This is a genomic window from Bacteroidota bacterium, from assembly GCA_016706865.1.
GTDB lineage: Bacteria > Bacteroidota > Bacteroidia > Chitinophagales > BACL12 > UBA7236.
Window position 1 is genome coordinate 738,028 of sequence record JADJIS010000001.1, and the last position, 23,271, is coordinate 761,298.

A 23,271-nucleotide genomic window follows, 5' to 3' on the forward strand; every position below is an offset into this window, starting at 1 on the left:
AAGTAACGGAACGTTTTGAAACTTTTAATAATACACAAAAATTCATTAGTAACTATACCTTTTGGATTCCTTTTAATAAATGTTTTTCAAAAAAATTCATTCCCTCTAAAATTATTATTGGAGCAACATAGTCAAATTTCTTCTGTTCCTCTTTCTTTCTTTTTTGAGCTTCGATAAAATCCGGATCTTGTTTTATATAACTTTCAATATTCATGTCCTGAAATCCTGCCATAAAATCAGCGGGGCTCATTTTTAATCCAAACATGGCAGAGGATACCTTAAAGAATAAATCAGCGAAATTCATAAATTTGGGACAAGGTTGTTGACCTTGCTTTGGAGCACATATAAAGTATTCCCCAATGTGTTCCATCATTTCAGCTGTAATTGAATTTCCATAATTTAAATATTTCATTTCTCCGTTTGCGGTAATTACACAAAAATTTTCCTCGCCCAATATTTCTATTGCCTCTTTGTTTTTAGGCACTAGGATTGGTGTAATATGAGTTGGAATTGCCAACCCTTTAGAAACTTCATATTTAACATCAGCATTATTGTCTTTCTTTCGGCTATTAATATTGATTATTTGAACTGGATAATTAATAGGGGTAATTGTCTGCTTAGCCACATTTTCACCTCCAATTCCCCTTATAAACATCTGGGTATAGTAATCATTTGCTGCTTTGGAATTAACAGCAGAAAACCAATCGAAAATTCGAGCACCTTTTCCTGCAAATGCTATATTAATTTTTGGCGCCAAAGCCTTCACATGGGGAGGTGCATCCTCTGATTTTACAATTTCCGATCGCAGTTTGAATGCTAATTGACCAGCATAATACATAATTAAACCAGTTACATACAAATTAATACTCATCATCTCCTTGCATTCTGCAGCAATTAATAAATAAAAAGTATTGAAATCGCTATCATCAAGTCTGTCTACTAATTGTTCAAAATAATAAGGGGCCGTATTCTCTGAAAATTTATTATCCCCTTTATTTAAACCTTGAATTGAAATGTTTTTCTTTTCACACATCTTCAATAAAACCGATTTGAAATTAGGTGAAAATTTTGTGGCCTGAGCGACACGCTGGGCTGCAAATCGAATTGAATTTTGTTTAATCATGGCTTTGCCGCCATCCATTTGGCATAGTGCAGTAATATCAGTAGTACTTCCACCTATGTCAAAGCAAAGTACTAATTCTCCTGGATTAACGGAATAGCCAGAATTTACCAAATAATTAGCCACAGCGCATGCTTCTGTTAAAGATTCCTCATTACCTAAAAGTTTAAAATCAAACCTAATAGGACCTGTTTCAGTCGCTATATCTATTGATTTTTTATTCTTTTTCGGTGTTTCATCCCCCCAGCCGCTCTTTGCAGTTTCTTGTTCCACCCACCCGGTATCATTGTTTTCACCATTTATTAATGAATCATCGTTCCAACCAACATTACTTTCAATCTCACCAAAGGAACTACCACTTGTATCACCGATTTCAGAAAGATCTGATGGGGGATAAGTTTTTAAGGTTACTTTACTTTCAATGGGACTAATTTCTTTTAATGAATCCCAAATAGCCCTGTATTCGCTTAGTAAACCCTTGCCCATTGAGGAAGGATATGACCATTTTAATGTATGGGGTTCATGACCCTCAATAAATAATTGCGCGTAGACATGTAAAAGCAGCGAACTTAAATAAGCCGTTTTATAACTTTTGTCAATGCTCTGAGTTGACCATTTCATATTATGAACTAATTCTGCTCTTCCAACTCTATTAAACCCCAAGGTATATCTATTGTTTTGTGCATTTTCAATTGGAAGGTTCTTTTCAAAACAAGGAAATCCTCCTTTTACTGCCTGAGCTGCTAACGAATCATTTGAATTACTATTATCGTTTACTAAACGTCTTGGGTCATGTATTGTGAGAATAGATTTTATAGAGTTTGAAATAATTTCATCATTTTGAAAAAGAAAATTTCATCTTCAACCGCTGGCCTTTCATCATTATTTTTAGCATCATTAGAAAGTAGGGAAACTCTTCGATTTTTAAACTTTAAATTATCACACACTTCATTTCTACTTCCTGAGAAATATGCAATTGATGAATTGGTGCTACCAAAATCAAATCCGAGATTTGCAGGTGCTAAATCAACTACCGGGTTCTTCAACAAATTTGAAGGGAAAGTTTGGCTACTTCCTGTACCATCATATCTTATAATCCCAAAACCACAATCAATACCGGCATGGGCAAATTTTATACCTTTATATGGCCTATTACTTTCGTAAATTTCATATTTATATTTATTGTCTGCAACTGAATTGTTAGAAGTAATATGCAACTGAATCTTTATACTATCATACTCTTTATCCAATATACTAACTTTACCTTTATTAGCAAGATATAAAGGAACCTTATTCTTATCTAAAACAATTCGAAAAAAATCATCATTCACATCACCAATAAAGGGAGTTGCTTGAAATTTGGCATCATTATGTGGTATTTCAGAATATAGAAAATATCTATTCCATTGTTTGGATATAAAATTTGGCCACAATAGAATATCTTGTCCTATTATAGAATCACGGGTAACTTTATATACAACTTGTTTTGTTATTTCATTACCGGTTTGTGTGTAGAGTTTCAATTGAACAATTAATTTTTCACCATCCTTGTCAATTGGATCGTAAATTGCAGATATGCGAGATTTTACATTTGAAAACTCATCCAAACCTACTAAAGCTGTCAAGTTTGCACCAAAAACATTTAATGCAAGAGGAGTTAAAGGCAAAGTAAAATATGCAAAGTTATTCGATTGACCTTTAGTTTCAGCCTCCAATAAAAGAATTGGTTTGTTCTTTAAATAATTTTTTGTTTCGGAACCTTCCCTTCCGAAATCAATTTGAGCAATTTCAAAAGATTCGGACAATAACAAATCTTTAGGATCAAAAGGAATTGACCCATCTATACTTGCATCGCTTGAAATAATACCTTCAGATCCAAATAATTCAGTAGAATAGTTAAATAGGATACTAAATGGATATCTAAAAATAGAACCTACCTCAGGAGGCGTTTGATTATCCAATTTCGGAAATCCTTTTCCAACCTGATACTTAACCATATCACTCATCCAATTTTGGATGCAACCATAAATATTACTGTAGTCAGGTTTTAAAATATCTTCTAATCCATCGAAATTTTTTCTAAATTTATCTATGTTATTCAGAATGTGATTTGCATATCCATATATTTTAAATAGTTCATCAGGTTTTAGTTCCGATTGAAGGGGGTCAATAAATTTTCCATTGTTGATATTTATAAAGGGTAATTTCTCCTTAAGTTTATATGAAACAGATGAGAATAAAAAACAATCAGGAGAGGTACCCCCTACAACTGTTCCATTAAATGAAATTACATCAATAAATGGTATTTTATCTGCATTATTTGATAAAGACTGGTCACACCATAACGGTTGCCTTTCAAAAAGCACGTTACCAAAAGCACCTATTGGTTCATATATATTCTCTGTATCTATTATTTTTTTCCCATCAGAGTAAGATAATGAAATTCTATCTATTTGAATATCCTTATAATTTAAAGCTATACAAGTTATAAATCCTTTCCATTCACTGATCAATGATTTATAAAACAGCATTAAACCACTAACTTCAGCATCCTTATCAGTTATAGAGTCTAATGCATTTCGAAAAAGATTAGCTCTAGCATATACTGTTGGCATCCCTGAAACAATCGATCCTATATCAACTGATGAATTCCCTTCCTTATCTACCGCGATTTCAGGAATGAGTATATTCTTCGTAAAATTTGGCAACTCCTTCAAACTATCCCAAGCATATTTTACACCAGGTTGGATCGTCTTTGAATTTATAGTAAGTGCTTTAATTGGCGCCATTAAATTGAATTAACTTAAATTAAAATTCTGTGAAGTAGTTAATGCGTTATAGATATGTGCTAGAAATTTTTCCTTTGTAGTATTAACTTTCTGCTCATCTTTCGGTCCTATATTAATTAATTTGTCAATAAAAGTGCCGTATCTATCTGATAAAAGCCCACCTTTTGGCCAATGGTATTTTTGGTCAGTAAAAATTGTACCTACATCTAATTTCTTTAGCTCCGTTTGCGTGTCGGGGAACGCCTCACTATTAAACAAAAACGACCCTGGTGCGACTGTTTTCCTTATCTGATATAACCAACCAGGTGCAAATTTTACATTACCATTTTCATTAACAAAATTATAAGCAAATAATTTAAAATATTCGTTTATTTGATCACATTCTACATTTGTGATGGAGCTATACTGTGTTAACTTTTGTTTTTCACATCTTGTTATAAATCCCTTAACACCGGTATCACCGATTGAACCTCCATTAACTGTTAATGATATATGTGCAAATGAGAAGAAGGCACCCAATCTATTCGCAAAGTTGTTGCCTGCATTATTATGGCTTCCAACAAAATCATCAAAAGAAAAATTAAAAATATTTTCTTTAAATTCAACTGCCTTGTATAGATATTGAGCAGTTGCACTGTCAAAACCATCTACTCTTGTAAAAAAGTCATATGCTGCACAAGCACAGAGTAATTCAGTTATATGACAAGGGTTCTTTTGTGACGCACCACCAGTTATTGTTTTATGCCCAGAGTTTTCGTCATCCACCTTTTTACTTTCTATTGGCCATCCAATATGGTATAAAATTTTGTAACTTTTTTGAACTGTGGGGTCATTTTGATAAAATTGAAGTGCTGCTTGACTGTTTAAAGGAAAAAAAGAAGAATCTGCAATAACACTATTTTCCTTCGTGGATTTTTCTTTGTTATCAGGCTTTTTAAAGGTAAAATACTCTGTAAGTAACGTTGATCCAAATTTAGCCTTAGAAATATCAATTGTTTCTTTATTGCCTGACCTTATTTGAATAAATTCCTGTAATGCTTTAGGAATTACAGGAATTGAAGAAGCACCAGTTCCGCCAAATATAGACCCGAAAATAAACACTCTTGCACTTGCCCCAGCAATTTTCACTTTTGTAACAAATTGTTCTAATTCCCTCTCTTCAGGTTTTGCATTAATACCTTTTGTTAAGTTTCTTGCAGCTTCCAGGATACCGTGATACATTAACATTGAACCTAAATGCGTTTGCGCTCTATATCCATGTGCCAAATTGAACTCTTGAACTGATGAATTTTCTAAAAACAAATCTGAAATTAATTTATTTGCTTTTTGAGTCTCTGCAGTTCCCGAAGAAATTTTACTAATATTTTTATATGTCTCTCTTCCGATATCTGAATAATTTGTATAATATTTATGCAAATTTAGTTTTGCAGAAAAAAAGGTATTTGCATTTGGTGTGCCTCCTACTATACTGCCTGAAGATTTAACTTGATTATATAATAGTATTAAATCTTCAACTCTTTTTTTATTCCCATTTGTTGAATCAGTATCTAAAGTTAATATCTCAATTTCTTGATTATCAAACATCCCAATTGCACATAAATGTGTAAAAGATTCCAAACATCGCATCCCGGTTCCGCCGATTGCAATTACAAAAAGTTTATCCATTTTTAAATATTATTATAGGATTAAAACCAATGACCCAATTTTCCATTTTTAAACATTTTGCTCAAGATAAATCCAATAATGATATAAAGAACAAAACCCGCCCCTGTAGCAATACTTAGATCCGATACATACTTGTCAACCACCATTATATTGCCCTTTGGCATAAACAGGAAGTAACCTAATGAAAAATTTATAGCTGGATTTAGAATCGCTAATATCCAAAACCACATTTTTCTCTTACCAGGGTCTTTGGGATTGCTTCCACCCTCAAATTTTATGGCATTTGCAATAAAAATAGATAATAGTAAAAAAACAAGTGCAGTTATAATTGAAATTATGTATGCTGTCATATTTGTGAATTGAGTTTAGTTGATAAATTATTGTAAGGTTTTAATATAATAGGAATAAATTACTTTATTAGTTGGAACAACACTAGGCTCTTCTAATGTAGTTTTTATTGATTGATATAATCCGAGGTTAGTTTCACCTTTCGAATTTATCCATTTAAAGTTTTCCAAAAGGGGATTTGAAATATTTGGTTTTGCAGAAACTAAGATGATATCTACTCTCATTAAACAATCCGGGTTTGCGATGTTTTCCACTTTAAATTTAGGATCAAACAAAATTCCAAGTTCTACAGCTCCTTTTTCTGAATCCTTTTTAGTATTTTTAAAAAGTTCTTGATTTAATAAAAATACTTCAGGGAGTTCATTTGTATTTTTTTTTGTATTATTATATTCCCACTCGCTTTTGATTTTACCATGTGAATCATAACAGTATAATGCGATATCGTCCATCTCATCATCAGAAAATTTATCTTCACCATTAGTACCTTTAACAATCTTAGGCTTATGATTTAAAGCCTCAGTGCATCTGGCAAAATGAAGAAAATCATCAGTTACATCTGTAACTTTTACTTCAAAATCTTCATAAATATAAGAATCTTCGTTATTTAAATCAATGAATAAATTTCTAAAAAAATGATCAAATTGATTATGCTCAATATAGGACTCGTGAGTAGTACTGATGTTAGCCCAGTCTAAACCAAATGGGTAAAATTCATATGGAATATCACTCTTTAGACCATTAACATAACTATCCTTTAAATCTAAAATGTTATCCTTACCCGGACCAGCGTCACTTTCATAAAAATTGCCGCCCATTCTTGCACTTGGGTATTTGTTATTTAAATTAAATGCCTGGTTAGACAACTCAAATTTTGGCAAGCTTGCAAAATAAGGGTTCAGTTTTGAAAGCATATTATTTTCATCCTTACTACCTACAATAAATAAAGTGAAATAGATATGTTTATTTACTTTACCTTCTACATAATCAGCTACAAAAAAATGTATAGTATTCCCTTTTCCTATCCAAGTTGTAAATGATTCTTTCAAGTAGGCTGTTTTTAATATTTCACCTGATCCTTTTTGCACTTCTTCAAAATCAGTTATAATCAAAGCGTCATTAGCTTTATTTACAATTTCTTCTACAGCCTTTTGAATAGGAGCATACTTGTCCTTATAATTTTTGGAATCACTTATTAATTCACCTAATTCGGTGCTATTTGTAATACTTAATTGTGTTATTTTATCATCACCAAGTCTAAATGTAGTTAGGTTTGCACCATACAATGAATTAAAGCAATCAGATATCAATTTATTAATTACCGGTTCTTTAAAAGCTTTTTGTATCCCATCAGAAAAATCGATATAAAGTGACGGATTACTAGAAGTTATTAACGTTAAATTTGATGTAGTTGCAATGTGATAATCTTTGACTCTTGAGCTTAAATTTGAATCATAGGCATCAAACCCAATTGCATCAAAAAGGATCACCACTTTCACCACCACAACCAATACTACTAACTATTATTAACAATAGCGCTGTTATATAATTAAGCTTAAATTTAAATTTATTCATAACTGAATTTAATTTATTTTTTCCTTTAAATTATTTATAAAATACCAGAGGTCATTTCATAAATGATTAAAAAACACACAAAATAATAAGCCTGTTTAAAATGAATTACTTAGCTAATAAAAATTAACTACGCTTTGATATATATTCAAGTAAATTTGGCACCATTGAAGTTGCTTTTGACTTCAGGTTATTAAGCAACGCCATTTCATTTTTATCAATTTGACCATCCTCACCAATTTTAGCTATAAGCCAATTGGCTTCAGCCTGATCTATAACATTTGGTGAATGTTCGTCGTTTAATAAATAACTACTGATTGCGTCAACAAAAAAACTTTGCCATTCAGGAGCGTTATCTGAACTTGAGCAGGAGGTGTTAAGGTCAAAAAGTAAATCAGCCTCTTCGGTATCAATTTTATTGTCCGCTAATAAAATTTCCCGAAGTTTGGCTACTTCTGCAGAGTCAATTTTGCCGTCAGATAGAATTTCGGCCTTGAGAGTATTAAGGTTTCCCATGTGTTAAAAGTGGTATTTAGGGTTAAAAAAATGGACTATATTTTAGGGATAACAAGACAAATATAACAGAATTTTAAAAAGTTTGTATGTTTTAGAAAAAAATATTACATTAAACCAAAATCTAATGAAGTTAATTCTAACCTCTAGAACGAATCCTATCATTCGCAAAAAATCCCTCATTTTTACAATCTTCTTCCTTTCTAGATGACTTAGTTGTAATTCTAATCTCCATCTCTAAAAAACTGATCATTCCTATACACATTGCAATAATCATGTTTCAAAATTGTAATATTCTTTTCAATAAGCCCAAACAAATTGCAATTTCGCCTCAAATTCATCATTTATAGTGAATATGGACTTAACATAACAATTTCTTAACATTCCCCTCCATCAAAACACCCTCCCACACCCCTTCCACCCCTCCAAACCCCTAAAAATCCACAATTTCACCCAATCCATCCCCAAAACACCCTCTAAAACCAAACTAAACCGCCTCCACCTCATACCCCACAACAAAATACCCTTCCCCAACTCATTTGGTAATTTATTAGTTGGGTAATTTAGTAATTGATCCTACCCTGAAAACTAATTTCCAAATTGAACATCATATTGGCCGTAAAACTACCCTCAGTACAACCCATGTTACACCCCCACCTCATAACCCACCACCAAATAAACCTCCCCAATCTCCTCCGCCACCCTATCTATCGAATGATAATCCCCATCCGACTCGTGTTTGAATTTGACTTTTATCGGTTGGTGAATGTCTACGGTTTCCATGTTTGCCGAATCGGTGCCGGCATCGAGGAGGGCACTGTGCATGCCGGAGTAAAGGGCTCCTTCAGCTAAGGTTTGAGTTGCGGATTGTATAAGGTCTCCATCCAATTTGGTTCCCTCAAAAATCATTTCGTAATTGCCGGTTCTATTTGCTTTTACTACTACTTCAATTTGTTTAATTTTTATTTTCCGGTCTTTAATAAAATAGGGGAAATGTTGTTTTTGAATTGTTATGGAAAGTATTTGATCATTACCTGCAACAACGGGATTTAGGAATTTATTCCATTCGGTGGAAAATTCTTGTTTGAGACTAAATAAACGCGAAAGCTGTAAACCTCCCGAATTGTTGGTGGGAATAATTGCTGATTCAATAATGTTTTTCAGATTTGTTGTGGCTTCTGTTTTAAATGGTCCGGCATCTTCTTTTGCGGTGTATCTTATGGTAATTATAATATCACTGATGGTATTATAATCGAACATACGCAAAGTTTCATCGGCATTTAATTCTAATTGCCATTCGCCAAATGCGCCGCAACCTTCAAATGGTAAAAATCTTTCGTCGCGGAAATTAAATTCAAACATGCCGCTGTCGTTTTGTGCGCTGCTTGTTGCAATGGAATGCGTTTCATTGGTAACATGACGGAAACGAAGATCGTTTGAATAATCTGAACTTTCATATGCTCCTGCCAACAGTTGCGTATTTAATCGCGTGGTATGTTTCAACAATCGCAGTGTTGCATTTACAGAAGTATAAGGTCCCGCAATACAAGGTATACTTACAGAAACAGCTTTTATTCTTCGGAAATAATGGCCTTAAAAATCTAAGTCGTAGGCTGCTTCCGGAATTATGATATTACAGGTTCCATTTTTGCGCAGATTGAGAATCGCCTGCGGATTTAACAACATAAGGGAAACATGTTTCGTTAATTCGAGCTCTCTTTTATTTTTATCATAATAAGAGCTTTCCATGCGGCGAAGATCGTATTGCAATTTTTCTGCACTTAACAATCCCTTTTTTAAACTGTCCCAATATCCAAACTGAATAAAATTTGAATTTCCAAATTCACCCAATTCATATTGATAACATTGTTCTGCTTTTTTTGCTAGATCATAGGCTAATTGGTAACTCTGAAAATACACCGTAGAAATTTGACCTATCATCCAATCGTATAATTGCTGAGCTTTATTCTATCATCACGAACCCCTTAAATTTACTTTAAATAACCATATCATTCACCACCTATAATCCCTAATTTTGGCAGCTCTACCTGAAATGTAACTTTTGCTTTAAGTGCAGTAAATACTCGTAACAACGTATCCAGAGTAACATTACCTGCATTATTTTCAAGTCGGGAAATTTGTGCCTTTTGAACACCTATTAATATGCCAAGTTCCTCCTGTGTGAGGTGCCGTTCTTTACGCGCTTGCTTAATAGCTTTTCCAATTAGATCCATTTGAAGTTCATACTCAAAAAGATCGCGTTCGGTAGTTCCAACTTTGCCGATGAGTTTGTCCTGTACTTGATCTAAGGTATATGATTTCATTTTTTGTTATCTTTTACTTGTTTATCTGCAAAATATTTAGTTCTGATCAATACTGCTTTTTGAATTTCCTTATCCGGAACTTTACTTCCTTTTTTGATAAATCCATGTGTAGAAATCACCATGGTATCCGTAGAGGAAGTTTTGTCCCAAAAGGCCAGTAGCCGGTATTGCAAACCTTGATACAATGTTCTGAATTCCCAAATTTCGTTGGAAAGTTTTTTAAAAAGTTCAGGATCGTTTTCTATTTGAGACTTACGAATATTGTATAATATTTTCTCATAATGCTTTCGATTCAAACTGCTTAAAAATTCAAAGGCTTCCTCCAAAAAAAGAATTTCAAAATGTTTCGACATAGGATAAACAAATAAACATTACAAAGGTATATAAAGTTTCGTTATAAAGAAACATTTGCCCAATAGCTTACTTCTTATCTGAAAATTAAATACCTGCAATTTGCTTTAAATTTGCCACTCAAACCCTCCAATATGCATCTCCTCCCAAAACTCCCCCACACCACCACCATCTTCACCAAAATGACCTCCCTTGCCAATCAGCATGGCGCAATTAACCTCGCACAAGGGTTTCCTAACTTTTTGTCATCCGAGAAGTTGATGGAGTTGGTGAGTGGGTATATGCATAAAGGAATGAACCAATACGCTCCAATGCCAGGGGTTTTAGGGTTGAGAGAACAGATTTCGACGAAATATGAGGGGATTTATGGGGTTTCGTATGATCCGGAAAGTGAAATTACGGTGACTGCAGGAGGAACGCAGGCGATTTATACTGCAATTGCGGCTTTGGTGCATGCGGGTGATGAGTTGATATTGTTTGAACCGGCTTACGATTGTTATGGTCCGGCAGTGGTGTTGCATGGAGGAGTTGTTGTTCCGGTTACTTTGAGTGCTCCGGATTTTAAAATTGATTGGGAAATTGTGCGTGCAAAAATTACAGATCGCACACGGATGATCATGATAAATACTCCGCATAATCCGAGTGGGTCGGTTTTGAGTGGGGATGATCTATTAATGTTGCAAAAAATTACGGAAGGAACCGATATAATAATTATTAGTGATGAAGTGTACGAACATATTATTTTCGATGGTTTAATTCATGAAAGTATTTTGCGGTATCCGAAATTAATGGAAAGAAGTTTGATCATTTATTCTTTTGGAAAAACATATCACAATACCGGTTGGAAAATGGGATATGTTTTGGCACCTAAATTATTAATGCAGGAATTCAGATCGGTGCATCAGTTTTTGGTGTTTTCGGTAAATACTCCGATTCAATATGCACTCGCTGATTTTATGGAGGATAAATCGGAATATGAAAATATTAATTTATTTTATCAGCAAAAAAGAGATCTGTTTTTAGATGCAATAAAATCATCGCGATTTACATTTACTCCGGCGAGTGGGACATATTTTCAATTGTTGGATTATAAAAATATTACGGATAAAAATGATATGGAATTTGCGGAGGAGTTAACTATTAAATACAAGGTTGCTTCTATTCCGCTATCACCATTTTATAGTTCTCCGCCGGGTAATAAAGTATTGCGGTTTTGTTTTGCTAAAACGGAGTCGACTCTTTTGGAGGCTGCAGAGATATTGTGTGCAATTTGAGGAGAAATGAAATAGGAAGTAGGAAGTAGGAAATAAGAAGTAGGAATTACGGTAGAATTATATATGTAAAACATAAAACTTTGCCCTTGGGTGACATATGTTATTTCACGCAAAGAAAAAAAAATAAAATTTATTTTAAAAATAAAATTTTTATCTTTGATAAACAATAACATTAGTAACAAATATATTCAAAGCCTTCAAAGTATAGCACTATAAAATTTTATTTTGATAACTTAAAAGATAAAAAAAATAATAAAGAATAAAGAACAAAGAATAAAGAACATTAATCGGACCTCAACCCTCAAGGACTCTCTAAACAAGTAAACTTTGCAAACCATGAAAACCTTGTAAACCCTTAAAACAAAAACAAATATGAAAGATTTAATTGTTACAATAATACAAGCAGATCTCGTTTGGGAAAATAGAGAAAAAAATCTGGAGCATTTTGATGAATTGTTGGAGCCGGTTTTGGGGACTGATCTGATCGTGTTGCCGGAAATGTTTACTACGGGTTTTTCGATGAATACAAAAGTTCTCGCCGAAACAATGACAGGAAATACCATGCAATGGTTATATCAAGCTGCATCAAAAAAAAATGCAATAGTTTGTGGCTCCGTAATTATTGCAGATAGGGGAAATTATTATAACCGATTAATATGGATGCATCCGGATGGTGATTATACGTATTATGATAAACGCCATTTATTTACTTTAGGCGATGAACAAAATTATTTTACTGCAGGAACATCAAAAATATTTCCGGAATGTAATGACTGGAAAATATTACCACTCATTTGTTACGATCTGCGTTTTCCGGTTTGGGCGCGACAAAGTTCTCCTTACACCGAAATGGGAAATCATCCTTACGACCTATTAATATATGTAGCCAACTGGCCCGAAAAAAGAATTTATGCCTGGGAACATTTATTAATTGCCCGCGCCATCGAAAATCAGAGTTATGTAATCGGCGTAAACCGCGTTGGGACTGATGGAAATGGTTTTTATCATCCGGGGCATTCATGCATTATAGATCCCATGGGGGAGAAACTAATTTCCGTTACGGGGGTGGAATGTGTGGAGACGTTGAAATTATCTTCGGAGCATATTACTAAGGTAAGGACGGGATTGCCGTTTTTGGAGGGGAGAGATGAGTTTGAACTAAAGTTGTTCTGACATGTAGTAGATCTCCTACGTCGATCACTACATGTTTCAGTTCTGGGTTCTGTGTTCTGAGTTGATCAACCGATTAGTTATGGCTCCGAATTGGGAGGGTTAAATGGGCCCCCATCTGGGTTCGTTCTGGGTTTGAGCTTTGGGTTCTGGAGGGGGGGGGGGGGGGGGGGGGGGGGGGGGGGGGGGGGGGGGGGGTCTCGGTTGGTATGTTAAATCAACAATGCCCCCTCCCAAAAAGGATTTTGATTCGAAGCAACAACTTCCAATGATACAAACTGCCCACTGCCCACTGTTGACTGCCCAATCCCTCACCCAAAATCCGCGAAACCTGTGTAATCCCATAAATCTGCGATCCAAAAAAGCCGATCAAAAAATAATTCTGTGAAATCCCTTGGAAATCTCAAAATCAAAATAATATCTTTGTGATATCATTTTAATATCAACCTAAACTCAATACTATGATCGTAAACAAAACCACTAAAACAGCATCGGGATATTTGATGCTCTTTGTATTTTTTCTGATGATCGTCGGCAATTTATATTTGATGCTGACCTATCATCCTGCATTCTCCCTTTTATTTGTCATTATTTTCTTTATCATGATCGGATTTTTTATTGTGAATCCGAATGATTCGAAGGTGCTTACACTGTTTGGAAAATATTCGGGGACAGTAGTAGATAACGGATTTTTTTGGGGAAATCCTTTTTATGGAAAGGCAAAAATTTCGTTAAAAGCCAGAACACTGGAAGGTGATAAAATAAAAGTAAACGACAGATTGGGAAATCCGATCATTATCGGTACTGTAATTATTTGGCGTGTTATTGATTCTGCAAAAGCGCGTTTTGAAGTAGAGAATTATGAGATGTATGTAAAATTACAAAGCGATACTGCCGTTCGTCACCTTGCGGGAAGTTATTCTTATGACCATTTTTCTGATGAGGAAGGACAGGAAATTACATTGCGAAGCGGTGGTGATTTTATTAATGGTGAATTAATGAAAGAATTAAAAGACAGACTTGCCTTAGCGGGTGTTGAAGTAATAGAAGCAAGAATTACACATCTTGCTTATGCCGAAGAAATTGCACATGCCATGTTGCAGCGTCAGCAAGCAACTGCGGTTGTTGCAGCAAGAACTAAAATTGTGGAAGGTGCAGTTGGTATGGTGCATTTAGCATTGGAAAAATTAAAGAAAGAAGGAATTGTTGATCTTGATGAAGATAAAAAAGCAGCTATGGTCAGCAATTTATTAGTGGTGTTGTGCAGCGATAAAGCAGCGAATCCGGTGGTAAATACCGGCACATTATATCATTAAAATAAATTATAAAATTCTCCGGCAGAATTAAATGTTTTGCCGGAGAATAATTTTGGGGTTTTTAATTTCCATTATGGATCATATAGAAGAACAACAACTGCAAAGTAAATTTTTATTGGTCATATTTTTTGTAAGTGCAATTTCAGTGATCACAGGAATGGTATCTGCAATACGAAACAATAATATGCAGGGAGGAAGTTTTTTAAATATGATCTGGTTATGTATTATTCTTTTTTCAATTTTAGGTGGCATGTTTTATTTTATGTTTCACATGACGTTAGTAACAGAAGTAAATAAAAATGGATTTCATTATAGATTTTTTCCTATTATCAGAAGAAAAAAGTTATTGATTACAGCGATATGATAAGCTGGCAATTAAAAAGCAAACAAGATTTTAAAGAACGCATGAATATAGGATATAGAAAAAATACTTTTGCCAAAAAAACTTCCTTTATGATGGGCAGTGATGAATATTTGGAGATCATTACAAAAACGAATCATACCTATATTTTTAGTACGACCAATTATTATAGTTTAACCTCAGCTTTAAGAAAATACTGCTCGCAAAAGGAGATCTGATGGCCAAAGAAACTAAAAAAGCATTAATAATTCGTATCAACCCTGATACCATTAAAGCCATTGAAAAATGGGCCGCCGATGATTTCAGGAGTGTGAACGGGCAGATAGAGTTTTTGTTGAATGAGGCGTTGAAGAAATCGGGGCGGTACGATAAAAACGACAACGATATAATTGATGGGGAAACAGGAAAAAGATTTGATGATTAAATAAATAATCTCCCATTGTAATTAAGCAACCGAAATTAATTTTAAAGTGTATTTAATATTACATCTAACATATCATTGTTTTGAGTTTAATTACAAATTGAAATATACCACACCAGCCTGAACATTAAACTTAGCAGTGATATTTTTTTTTATGGCATCCCTACGGGATTTCCGAATTCTCTTTCTTCTTAATTGCTACCAATATTTCGTCCCTACAGGACTGTAGTCAAGGATGAACTTAAAAATCATAATTAGCACATATAATCCCAAAATATCATAAAAGTGCCGTAGGCATGATATATCGGTAGCAATAAAGTAAAATATCACCCTAGTGCCGTAGGCATGATATATTAAAATGTCCTGGGAAAAGATAATCCTCAAATGATTCGATAATCATTTAGGGCATTTTTGTTTAAAGCAGAAGGTTTAAATTGGAAAATAATAGCGTAAAATATTTCTACATTAAATCTTACACGACCAAACAATGCTATCCGAAGGTTTATTCATACATACAATTTTATACCCTTCATCCACCGCATTCGAAAACTTTTTAATGGTAATCACGTATTCATTTTGAAATATTTCATATTCTTCGGGATCACCATGAGATCGCAAATGCCTGCCTAAGGCGAGATCCATATTTGTTTTATCGGAAAATTTCTGGAGGGATTTTGGGAGTTGATTGCTTTGAAGGACTGATTCCTCAAAAGAATAAAAATCTCCCCAGCCACTTCTTCCGGTTGCAGGCTCCATGTCGTGGGAAAATAATTCCTTGTAATAAGTTTTTCCACTTTCGAGAATAATAAAATGATGTTGAATATCTCTTGTTGTTCGCGTGGAAGATTCTCCTCCTGAATTTAAATGATAGGAAAATATATGTATTCCCTTTTCACTTTTATCCATATACACTTCAAATAATCCATCCGCCCTTGCATATAAAAATGTCACGAAGGGTTTAACAAAAACAAAAATTACGAGTGCGATCATTCCAAAAGTTACAATCCCGATGATAATATCACCAATATTGGGAATAACCATAGGGAGATAAATTGTTGCGAGCGAAATCAGTGCTATTGCAACAATAAAAAGTAAAAAATATTTAAGATTTGGCGGAAAACGCATGGGAAAATGAATTTCAAAAACGAAATTAAATATTTCGTTTCAAAATTTTAAATTCATAGGGCAATAAGTTCATATTTGTATCCAAAGTAATTTGGGATCCACTCATCAGATCTGTCCAGGTGCCGCCATTCAGTTCAGCAGGGATAGGAAAATCTTTAGTGATGTTTTTTACATTGACAATAATAAGTGATTCCTCATTTTCGAAAGTCTTTTTAAATGCAAGAATAAATGCGTTGTTATATTGGGTGATATCACCCATTTTTAAGGAAGAATAATCTTTATAAAATGAAATTAATTTTTGGTAGGTATTTTGCATATCTACATTCAAGGACCAATTAATTGGAGTTGCACTAAAGAGTGGTAAATTAACTGCACATCCCACCTCCTGACCATTATAAAACAATGGAATTCCGTTCAGATACATTGTAATTACTGATGCAGCAAGTGCTCCATCTATACCATTAAATAAAGTAACCGGAGGTTCATCCCAGGCTGTTTCATCGTGATTTGTGGTGAATCGCAATTTGAATTTTCCTTCAGGAATTCCACTCATTTCCGAAAAATGTGTAGTAAAAATTGCCGTGGCGGAATAATTATTTATAAAAACATTTTTTAAGGTGCTATAAAAATCCCATGCGTAATTCATATCAAATCCCGCTGTAAAATGATCGTCTCTTGCACCTTCGGCTAACATAATAATATCGGATTTAATTCCGCGCAAAGCCAAATTTGCATCCGCCCAAAAATCGAAAGGAACCATATCGGCAGCATCACATCTGAACCCATCGATATCGGTTTCATTTACCCAATATTCCATTGCATCGATCATGGCAACACGCATATCATCATTGGAAAAATTAAGATCTGCAACATCGTTCCAACCGGTGCCCAAAGGAGAAATAATATTTCCACTTCCATCTTGAGTATACCAATCTGTATTTGCAATCCAGGGATTATCCCAGGCGGTATGATTTGCCACCCAATCTAAAATAACAGCAATATTTCTGTTGTGACATTCTATAACCAGATTTTCAAAATCAACTAAACTTCCAAATTCCGAATTCACCTCAGTATAATTCTGCACTGAATATGGTGATCCTAATCCTCCAACAGAATTTAATTGCCCAACAGGATGAATTGGCATTAACCAAATAGTATTTATGCCAAGTGCTTGTATAGAATCCAATCTCGCAATAATTCCCTGAAAATCGGCAGTATTACTAAAACAGCGTATATTAATTTCATACATCACAATATCCTCCACAGCCGGTGTGGAATAATTTATTGTTGGTTCAACTTCATCTTTACAGGAATAAAAAAAGGTAATAAATGATATGAATAATATTAGGAATTTAGAATGAGTCATGATGTAAATTTAGCTTAATATAATATGATCTGCAAGATATGGGAGGTTTAATTAAACGACCTTCCAGGTTAAAAAAATGTAGACCTTCAAGGTTTCCAAAACCTGGAAGGTCGGCATGGAGTAAACTTAATTTAATGTAAAGTGGAATTTCTTTTTCACCATTTCGAAAATCAGACCTACCAGGTTAAAAAAGGTAGACCTACCAGGTTTTAAAAACCTGGTAGGTCGGGTTGAAGTAATTAAACTTCATTCTTAATTAAACTTTCACTTTGCCCCTTCGAAAATCAGACCTCACAGGTTAAAAAAAACCTGGTAGGTCGATTTTCTAACCTGTGAGGTCGGCCGGAAGAAATTTAAGTTTAAGGTAGAGAGAAACTTCTTACTCACCCTTCGAAAATCAGACCTCACAGGTTAAAAAAAAACCTTGTAGGTCGATTTTCTAACCTGTAAGGTCGGCATGAAGAAATCTAAGTTTAAGGTAAAGTGAAACTTCTTATTCACCCTTCGAAAATCAGACCTCACAGGTTAAAAAAAAACCTGGTAGGTCGATTTTCTAACCTGTGAGGTCGGCATGAAGAAATCTAAGTTTAAGGTAAAGTGAAACTTCTTGCTCACCCTTCGAAAATCAGGCCTCACAAGTTAAAAAAAAACGGGCAGGTCGATTTTCTACCGAATTACATATTCCCATTTTTCACTTGGATAGTTGCGCCCCGTCAATAACCAAATTGATGTTCCACCGGAAAGATAGGCGGCGAGACCGGAATATAAAAAAATACGTGCAAGTGCGTCATCATTGGTAAGAAACAATACACCGGAGGTAAGCAATCCTATTGCACCAAGAGACGCGATTATAATAGATGCTATTGCTATATTTTTATTGCACCTGCAATAATGTAAATTAGTAATATCTTTCAAAAGAATTTTAATTGTATCTCCAACATTTACCGAATCTAAAATAAATGGTTGATTTTGAAATCCAAAATATCCAATTGTTTTTTCAAATAATAAAAAGGAATCCTGCACTTCAATATACTTATATGGCATGTCTATTTTAAGTATTGAGTCAATTACAATTGTCGTATTATTAAAAAAGAATTTATTTTCAACATCAAATTTCACAAAACCGGTATCAATAAGTTTTTCTTTACCGGATTTTTTATTGATCGCATAAACACTTTGGGAACTTAATCCTGAAAAATAGAAAATGCAGAGGATCAATAAAATGTTACGCATATAGACATTGTTTTTTTAAAAAAGATCATTTAATAACCCTTCATCCACAATCTCAGGGAGCGTAACCTTTAATTCAGGAGTTCTATCCATTTCCCTTTTAATTGCAAACATCGCTTCTTTATTTCTTGCCCAGCTACGGCGGGAGATTCCGTTATTTACATCCCAAAATAACATTTGTTGTAAACGTGTTTCCGCTTCTTTGGTGCCGTCTAAAACCATTCCGAATCCACCATTTATTACTTCTCCCCAACCTACGCCACCACCGTTGTGAATACTCACCCAGGTTGCTCCGCGGAAACTGTCGCCTATCACATTTTGTATTGCCATATCGGCTGTAAATTGGGAGCCATCATAAATATTACTTGTTTCACGGTAAGGAGAATCGGTTCCACTTACATCGTGATGATCTCTTCCCAACACAACCGGTCCTGATAATTCGCCGTTTGCTATTGCATCATTAAAAGCCTTTGCAATTTTAATTCTTCCTTCTGCATCTGCATATAAAATTCGCGCCTGACTTCCAACCACCATTTTATTATCCATCGCCGATCTTATCCAATTAATATTATCACTTAATTGCAATTTAATTTCATCAGGAGCAGTGGAATATATTTCCTCCAAAACTTTTGCTGCTATATTATCTGTTTTACGCAGATCATTTTCCTCATTACTTGCACAAACCCATCTGAACGGTCCGAATCCATAATCAAAACACATGGGACCTAAAATATCCTGCACATAACTTTTATAAATAAATGTTCCATCTGCATTTAATATATCAGCACCGGCACGGGACGCTTCCAATAAAAATGCATTTCCATAATCGAAAAAATACATGCCGTTTGCAGTTAATTTTTTTATTGCATTCGCATGACGTCTTAAACTTTCATACACTTTTTCTTTGAATAAAGGTGCATTTTCGGCCATCATTTTATTCGATTCCTCAAAACTTAAACCCACAGGATAATAACCACCTGCAAATGGATTATGTAAGGATGTTTGATCACTTCCAATTTCAATTTTAATATTATCCGCTACAAGTTTTTCCAAAAGATCCACCACATTTCCATGATATGCTAAAGAAACTGCTTCTTTATTTTTTCGCGCAATTTCCATGCGGGAAATGAGTGTATTTAAGTCACTAAATACTTCATCCACCCAACCCTGTGAATGCCGCGTTTGTAATGCTTTTTCATTTACTTCGGCAACAACACATATTCCTTTCGCAATTACGGTTGCTTTTGGTTGCGCGCCACTCATGCCACCAAGACCTGCAGTTACAAAAACTTTTCCGCTGCAATCTTTTGCAGTATTATCTATTTTTCTTGCTGCATTTAATACGGTAATATTTGTTCCATGCACAATTCCCTGCGGACCAATATACATAAATGAACCGGCGGTCATTTGCCCGTATTGAGTTACACCTAATGCATTAAATTTTTCCCAATCATCGGGTTTGGAATAATTTGGGATCATCATTCCATTGGTAACAACAACGCGAGGTGCATTTTTATGTGAAGGGAATAAACCCATGGGATGACCTGAATATAAAACCAATGTTTGTTCATCGCTCATGGTTGCGAGATATTGCATGGTAATTAAATACTGCGCCCAGTTTTGAAACACAGCACCGTTTCCGCCATAGGTAATTAATTCGTGGGGATGTTGTGCAACGGCATGATCAAGATTATTTTGCAACATCAACATGATGCATGCAGCTTGTTTACTTTTGTGGGGATAATCAGAAAATTTTCTGGCTTTTATTTCATAATCAGGTCGAAACCTAAACATATAAATTCTACCGTATGTTTTTAATTCCGCTGCGAATTCCGTTGCTAAAAATTTATGATGTTTTTTCGGGAAATAACGAAGTGCATTTCTTACTGCAAGTTTTTTTTCTTCGGCATTAAGTATATCTTTTCTTTTAGGAGCGTGATTTATTGTTGTATCTATCTCTTTTGCAACAGGCAATTCCTCAGGAATACCTTGTAAAATGCGACTTTGGAACTCTTCCACCGATACGATCTTTGATACGCTTGTCATATACTTATTTTGCTCAAAGTTAACGTTTGACTGCTTTTCTGACAAAAATGCGTTTTCAATCACTTTCTGAGTTGAAATTCTATTCTTACCAATATTTAATTTTAAGCATAATGATGTGTATATTTAAAATCTAAATCCGGCTCCGTTTGTCTAAATATAGTAATAGCATGTTTGCTACCTTTTTTTTGTCAAAAAGGTAGCGCCAAAAGACAAGGGCTTCACCATGCAGCTTTATGTCCCTAATGCTTGCCACCCGGAGCGAAAAAGGCGCCATGTCGATCCGCTTATTACATGCATCGATTTGAAATTAATTCATTAATCAAAACTATTCTTTTCAAAATAATGGCGCTTATTTTCGCTCAAATCCCTCTATCATTGGAGGTTTTATTGTGTTGTGGCGGCGCATAAGGGACATTAAAGCCACCTGCTGATGCCCACTTCCGTCTCCGTATAACCTGTATGGAGGTTTATAAATTGTATCCCTATTAGGATTTATCCCATTGAAATATACATACTATCAAACTTTTATTACATTTTAACAAAATGGCATAGTGTTTGGCTTTCTCAAATCAAATTAACCGATATGAAAAAGATTTTACTTGGTCTATGTTTCGCTCCACTCTTTTTTAGTTCTTGTGAAAGGGATGAGATCCCTGAATATGATGTCCGCGATGAATATGTAGGTTTTTACCTCGTAACGGACGCCTGCGATGCAACACTTTCTGATTATGAACTGGAGGTGTATAAATCAAGTAATTACAGCGATATTATTTTCGGATGGCCGGGATTATATGAAGCGGGATATGAAGTTGCCGGTATAGTAACCGGAATGAAAGTGATAATTCCTTTACAACAATTTTATGTATCAACCTATCCTGAAATTTTTTACGAATTCAGTGGAAGTGGTTCATTGGAAGACAATGTCTTAAAAATAGACTATACCGTTTTAACTGTACAGAACGGATTGATAATAGATGAAAATAACTGTATAGCCACAATGGTTCGTCAATTATAAAGTGATCAATGCATCACGGAAATTCGGCTTATGGATATTGCTTTTTCCTTTATTATTTTAATGATATAATTTCCGGAGATCAAATTGGAGACATCTATAAATTCTGTATTTGTAACGATTTTATTTTCGGAAATTATTTTTCCTTCCATATTAAATATTACCATTTCAGAACCTGCTATTTCTCCTGAAATTAAAACATGATCAGTGGAAGGGTTGGGGTAAATAAAAAGGGATAAATTATTTTTTTCTGTTATGTTATCTATTAATGTTCTGTCAAATATTACCAATCCTTTTGATTCCGTTCCGATCCAGATCCTGTTCTGTTCATCAACAGCAACACAGTTTAAAAAATCGTCGGGTAGTTCTGAATTCAGGGTATCAAATAAAGCCCATGTCATGTTATCAAATATCTCCAAACCTTCAGATGTCATGGCAATTGCGGCAATATTATCATTATCAATAACCAGATCATCAAGCGACCAGTCAACGATATCGGAAGTACTTGGAGTGAATTTCAAAAAGGTTGTATCAGGTGTGAGTACACTTAATCCTCCAAAGGAAGTTGCAAGCCAAATGTTGTGATCAATGTCTTCATCAATTCCCAAAACAGTATTATCACTAATTAATGAATTTGTTGTTTTATAGGTATTGATAATCCCATTATCGTACGTTGCAAGTCCGCCATTTATTGTGCCCATATACTTGACATTATTTTCACCGACATATATTTTGGGAATATTATTGGAGAGCAACGGTGAATTATCAGGATCGTATGTAAACCAATTATCAAGTCCATCCCATTTTGTTAATCCTCCTAACGAACCTATCCACATTGTATCATTTTGGTCTTTTGTAATTGCTCTTATCTGATAATCAGGAATAGGGGAATTGGCGGGATCATAAATGGTCCAAACGGTATCATATTTAACTAATCCATGTAAAAATGTTCCTATCCATAAGGTAGAATCTTCCACGTCGTTAAATATTGCTCTGATATCATTTTCAGGCAAACCGGAATTATCGGTATTATAAACTGTCCAGTTATTATCTGCATCAATTTTTACCAAACCATTTTCAGTCCCTATCCATTTATTCTGATCGGAATCAACATATATAACGTGCACCAGGTTTGAGGGCATTTCAGAATTTTCGGTATTATAAATAGTGAATGGAGATTGCCCATTTAAATGGGAGCAAATAAATATAAGAATTAGCAAGGAAAAACTTCGCATAACACAAATTTACGACTCTTAGCGATAGGTTGAATA

Annotated in this window: 22 protein-coding genes; 7 read left to right on the forward strand and 15 right to left on the reverse strand. The window is 34.4% G+C overall.

Annotated features, from left to right (window positions below; genetic code table 11):
- Positions 1-52: 52 nt before the first annotated feature.
- From IPI31_03045 to IPI31_03090, 10 genes are all read right to left on the reverse strand, one after another.
- The gene (locus IPI31_03045; GenBank protein MBK7566778.1) at positions 53-1,741 is read right to left on the reverse strand and encodes a hypothetical protein; all 1,689 of its coding nucleotides are present in this window, start codon (positions 1,739-1,741) and stop codon (positions 53-55) included.
- A gap of 191 nt (positions 1,742-1,932) precedes the next feature.
- Entirely contained in the window at positions 1,933-3,909 is a 1,977-nt protein-coding gene (locus IPI31_03050; GenBank protein ID MBK7566779.1) for a hypothetical protein, read from the reverse strand.
- A gap of 9 nt (positions 3,910-3,918) precedes the next feature.
- Positions 3,919-5,574 carry a hypothetical protein gene (locus tag IPI31_03055; protein MBK7566780.1) on the reverse strand — a complete coding sequence of 552 codons (1,656 nt, stop codon included), beginning with the start codon at positions 5,572-5,574 and terminating at the stop codon, positions 3,919-3,921.
- A gap of 20 nt (positions 5,575-5,594) precedes the next feature.
- Positions 5,595-5,924, reverse strand: coding sequence for a hypothetical protein (locus tag IPI31_03060; GenBank protein ID MBK7566781.1), 330 nt, complete (start codon positions 5,922-5,924; stop codon positions 5,595-5,597).
- Positions 5,925-5,951: 27 nt separating this feature from the next.
- Positions 5,952-7,418, reverse strand: coding sequence for a hypothetical protein (locus IPI31_03065; GenBank protein ID MBK7566782.1), 1,467 nt, complete (start codon positions 7,416-7,418; stop codon positions 5,952-5,954).
- 199 nt (positions 7,419-7,617) lie between these two features.
- Positions 7,618-8,007: a TerB family tellurite resistance protein gene (locus tag IPI31_03070; protein ID MBK7566783.1), complete on the reverse strand. Its 390-nt coding sequence runs from the start codon at positions 8,005-8,007 to the stop codon at positions 7,618-7,620.
- Positions 8,008-8,649: 642 nt separating this feature from the next.
- Positions 8,650-9,579 (reverse strand): hypothetical protein, encoded by a 930-nt coding sequence (locus IPI31_03075; protein ID MBK7566784.1) that lies wholly within the window; start codon positions 9,577-9,579, stop codon positions 8,650-8,652.
- 18 nt (positions 9,580-9,597) lie between these two features.
- On the reverse strand, positions 9,598-9,945 hold the full coding sequence (locus IPI31_03080) for a hypothetical protein (GenBank protein MBK7566785.1): 348 nt from the start codon (positions 9,943-9,945) through the stop codon (positions 9,598-9,600).
- Positions 9,946-10,013: 68 nt separating this feature from the next.
- Complete coding sequence (locus IPI31_03085; GenBank protein MBK7566786.1) at positions 10,014-10,328, reverse strand: helix-turn-helix transcriptional regulator; 315 nt, start codon at positions 10,326-10,328, stop codon at positions 10,014-10,016.
- Positions 10,325-10,681 (reverse strand): type II toxin-antitoxin system RelE/ParE family toxin, encoded by a 357-nt coding sequence (locus tag IPI31_03090; protein ID MBK7566787.1) that lies wholly within the window; start codon positions 10,679-10,681, stop codon positions 10,325-10,327. The genes IPI31_03085 and IPI31_03090 overlap by 4 nt, the downstream gene beginning before the upstream one ends.
- A 132-nt stretch (positions 10,682-10,813) precedes the next feature.
- Here IPI31_03090 and IPI31_03095 point away from each other — a divergent pair, with 132 nt between their 5' ends.
- The 6 genes from IPI31_03095 (at position 10,814) to IPI31_03120 (ending at position 15,224) form a co-directional block, all read left to right on the forward strand.
- Complete coding sequence (locus IPI31_03095) at positions 10,814-11,953, forward strand: aminotransferase class I/II-fold pyridoxal phosphate-dependent enzyme (GenBank protein MBK7566788.1); 1,140 nt, start codon at positions 10,814-10,816, stop codon at positions 11,951-11,953.
- Between the two features lie 372 nt (positions 11,954-12,325).
- Positions 12,326-13,126 (forward strand): amidohydrolase, encoded by an 801-nt coding sequence (locus IPI31_03100; GenBank protein ID MBK7566789.1) that lies wholly within the window; start codon positions 12,326-12,328, stop codon positions 13,124-13,126.
- Positions 13,127-13,584: 458 nt separating this feature from the next.
- Complete coding sequence (locus IPI31_03105) at positions 13,585-14,439, forward strand: SPFH domain-containing protein (protein ID MBK7566790.1); 855 nt, start codon at positions 13,585-13,587, stop codon at positions 14,437-14,439.
- A 73-nt stretch (positions 14,440-14,512) separates the two neighbouring features.
- The gene (locus IPI31_03110; protein ID MBK7566791.1) at positions 14,513-14,803 is read left to right on the forward strand and encodes a hypothetical protein; all 291 of its coding nucleotides are present in this window, start codon (positions 14,513-14,515) and stop codon (positions 14,801-14,803) included.
- Positions 14,800-15,018: a hypothetical protein gene (locus IPI31_03115; protein ID MBK7566792.1), complete on the forward strand. Its 219-nt coding sequence runs from the start codon at positions 14,800-14,802 to the stop codon at positions 15,016-15,018. Before IPI31_03110 ends, IPI31_03115 begins: the two co-directional genes overlap by 4 nt.
- Entirely contained in the window at positions 15,018-15,224 is a 207-nt protein-coding gene (locus IPI31_03120; GenBank protein MBK7566793.1) for an Arc family DNA-binding protein, read from the forward strand. The genes IPI31_03115 and IPI31_03120 overlap by 1 nt, the downstream gene beginning before the upstream one ends.
- Before the next feature lie 462 nt (positions 15,225-15,686).
- Here IPI31_03120 and IPI31_03125 read toward each other — a convergent pair whose 3' ends face one another.
- From IPI31_03125 to IPI31_03140, 4 genes are all read right to left on the reverse strand, one after another.
- Entirely contained in the window at positions 15,687-16,346 is a 660-nt protein-coding gene (locus IPI31_03125) for a hypothetical protein (GenBank protein ID MBK7566794.1), read from the reverse strand.
- Positions 16,347-16,371: 25 nt separating this feature from the next.
- Positions 16,372-17,712 carry an alpha-glucosidase C-terminal domain-containing protein gene (locus IPI31_03130; GenBank protein MBK7566795.1) on the reverse strand — a complete coding sequence of 447 codons (1,341 nt, stop codon included), beginning with the start codon at positions 17,710-17,712 and terminating at the stop codon, positions 16,372-16,374.
- A gap of 666 nt (positions 17,713-18,378) precedes the next feature.
- Complete coding sequence (locus tag IPI31_03135; protein MBK7566796.1) at positions 18,379-18,945, reverse strand: hypothetical protein; 567 nt, start codon at positions 18,943-18,945, stop codon at positions 18,379-18,381.
- Positions 18,946-18,960: 15 nt separating this feature from the next.
- Positions 18,961-20,988: a urocanate hydratase gene (locus IPI31_03140; protein ID MBK7566797.1), complete on the reverse strand. Its 2,028-nt coding sequence runs from the start codon at positions 20,986-20,988 to the stop codon at positions 18,961-18,963.
- Between the two features lie 583 nt (positions 20,989-21,571).
- On the opposite strand from IPI31_03140, the gene IPI31_03145 reads away from it, so the two are divergent.
- A complete protein-coding gene (locus IPI31_03145; protein MBK7566798.1) occupies positions 21,572-22,003 on the forward strand; it encodes a hypothetical protein in 432 nt (143 codons plus the stop codon).
- A 5-nt stretch (positions 22,004-22,008) separates the two neighbouring features.
- Here the strand turns inward: IPI31_03145 and IPI31_03150 are convergent, their stop codons facing one another.
- Positions 22,009-23,142 (reverse strand): T9SS type A sorting domain-containing protein, encoded by a 1,134-nt coding sequence (locus IPI31_03150; GenBank protein ID MBK7566799.1) that lies wholly within the window; start codon positions 23,140-23,142, stop codon positions 22,009-22,011.
- Positions 23,143-23,271 lie beyond the last annotated feature (129 nt).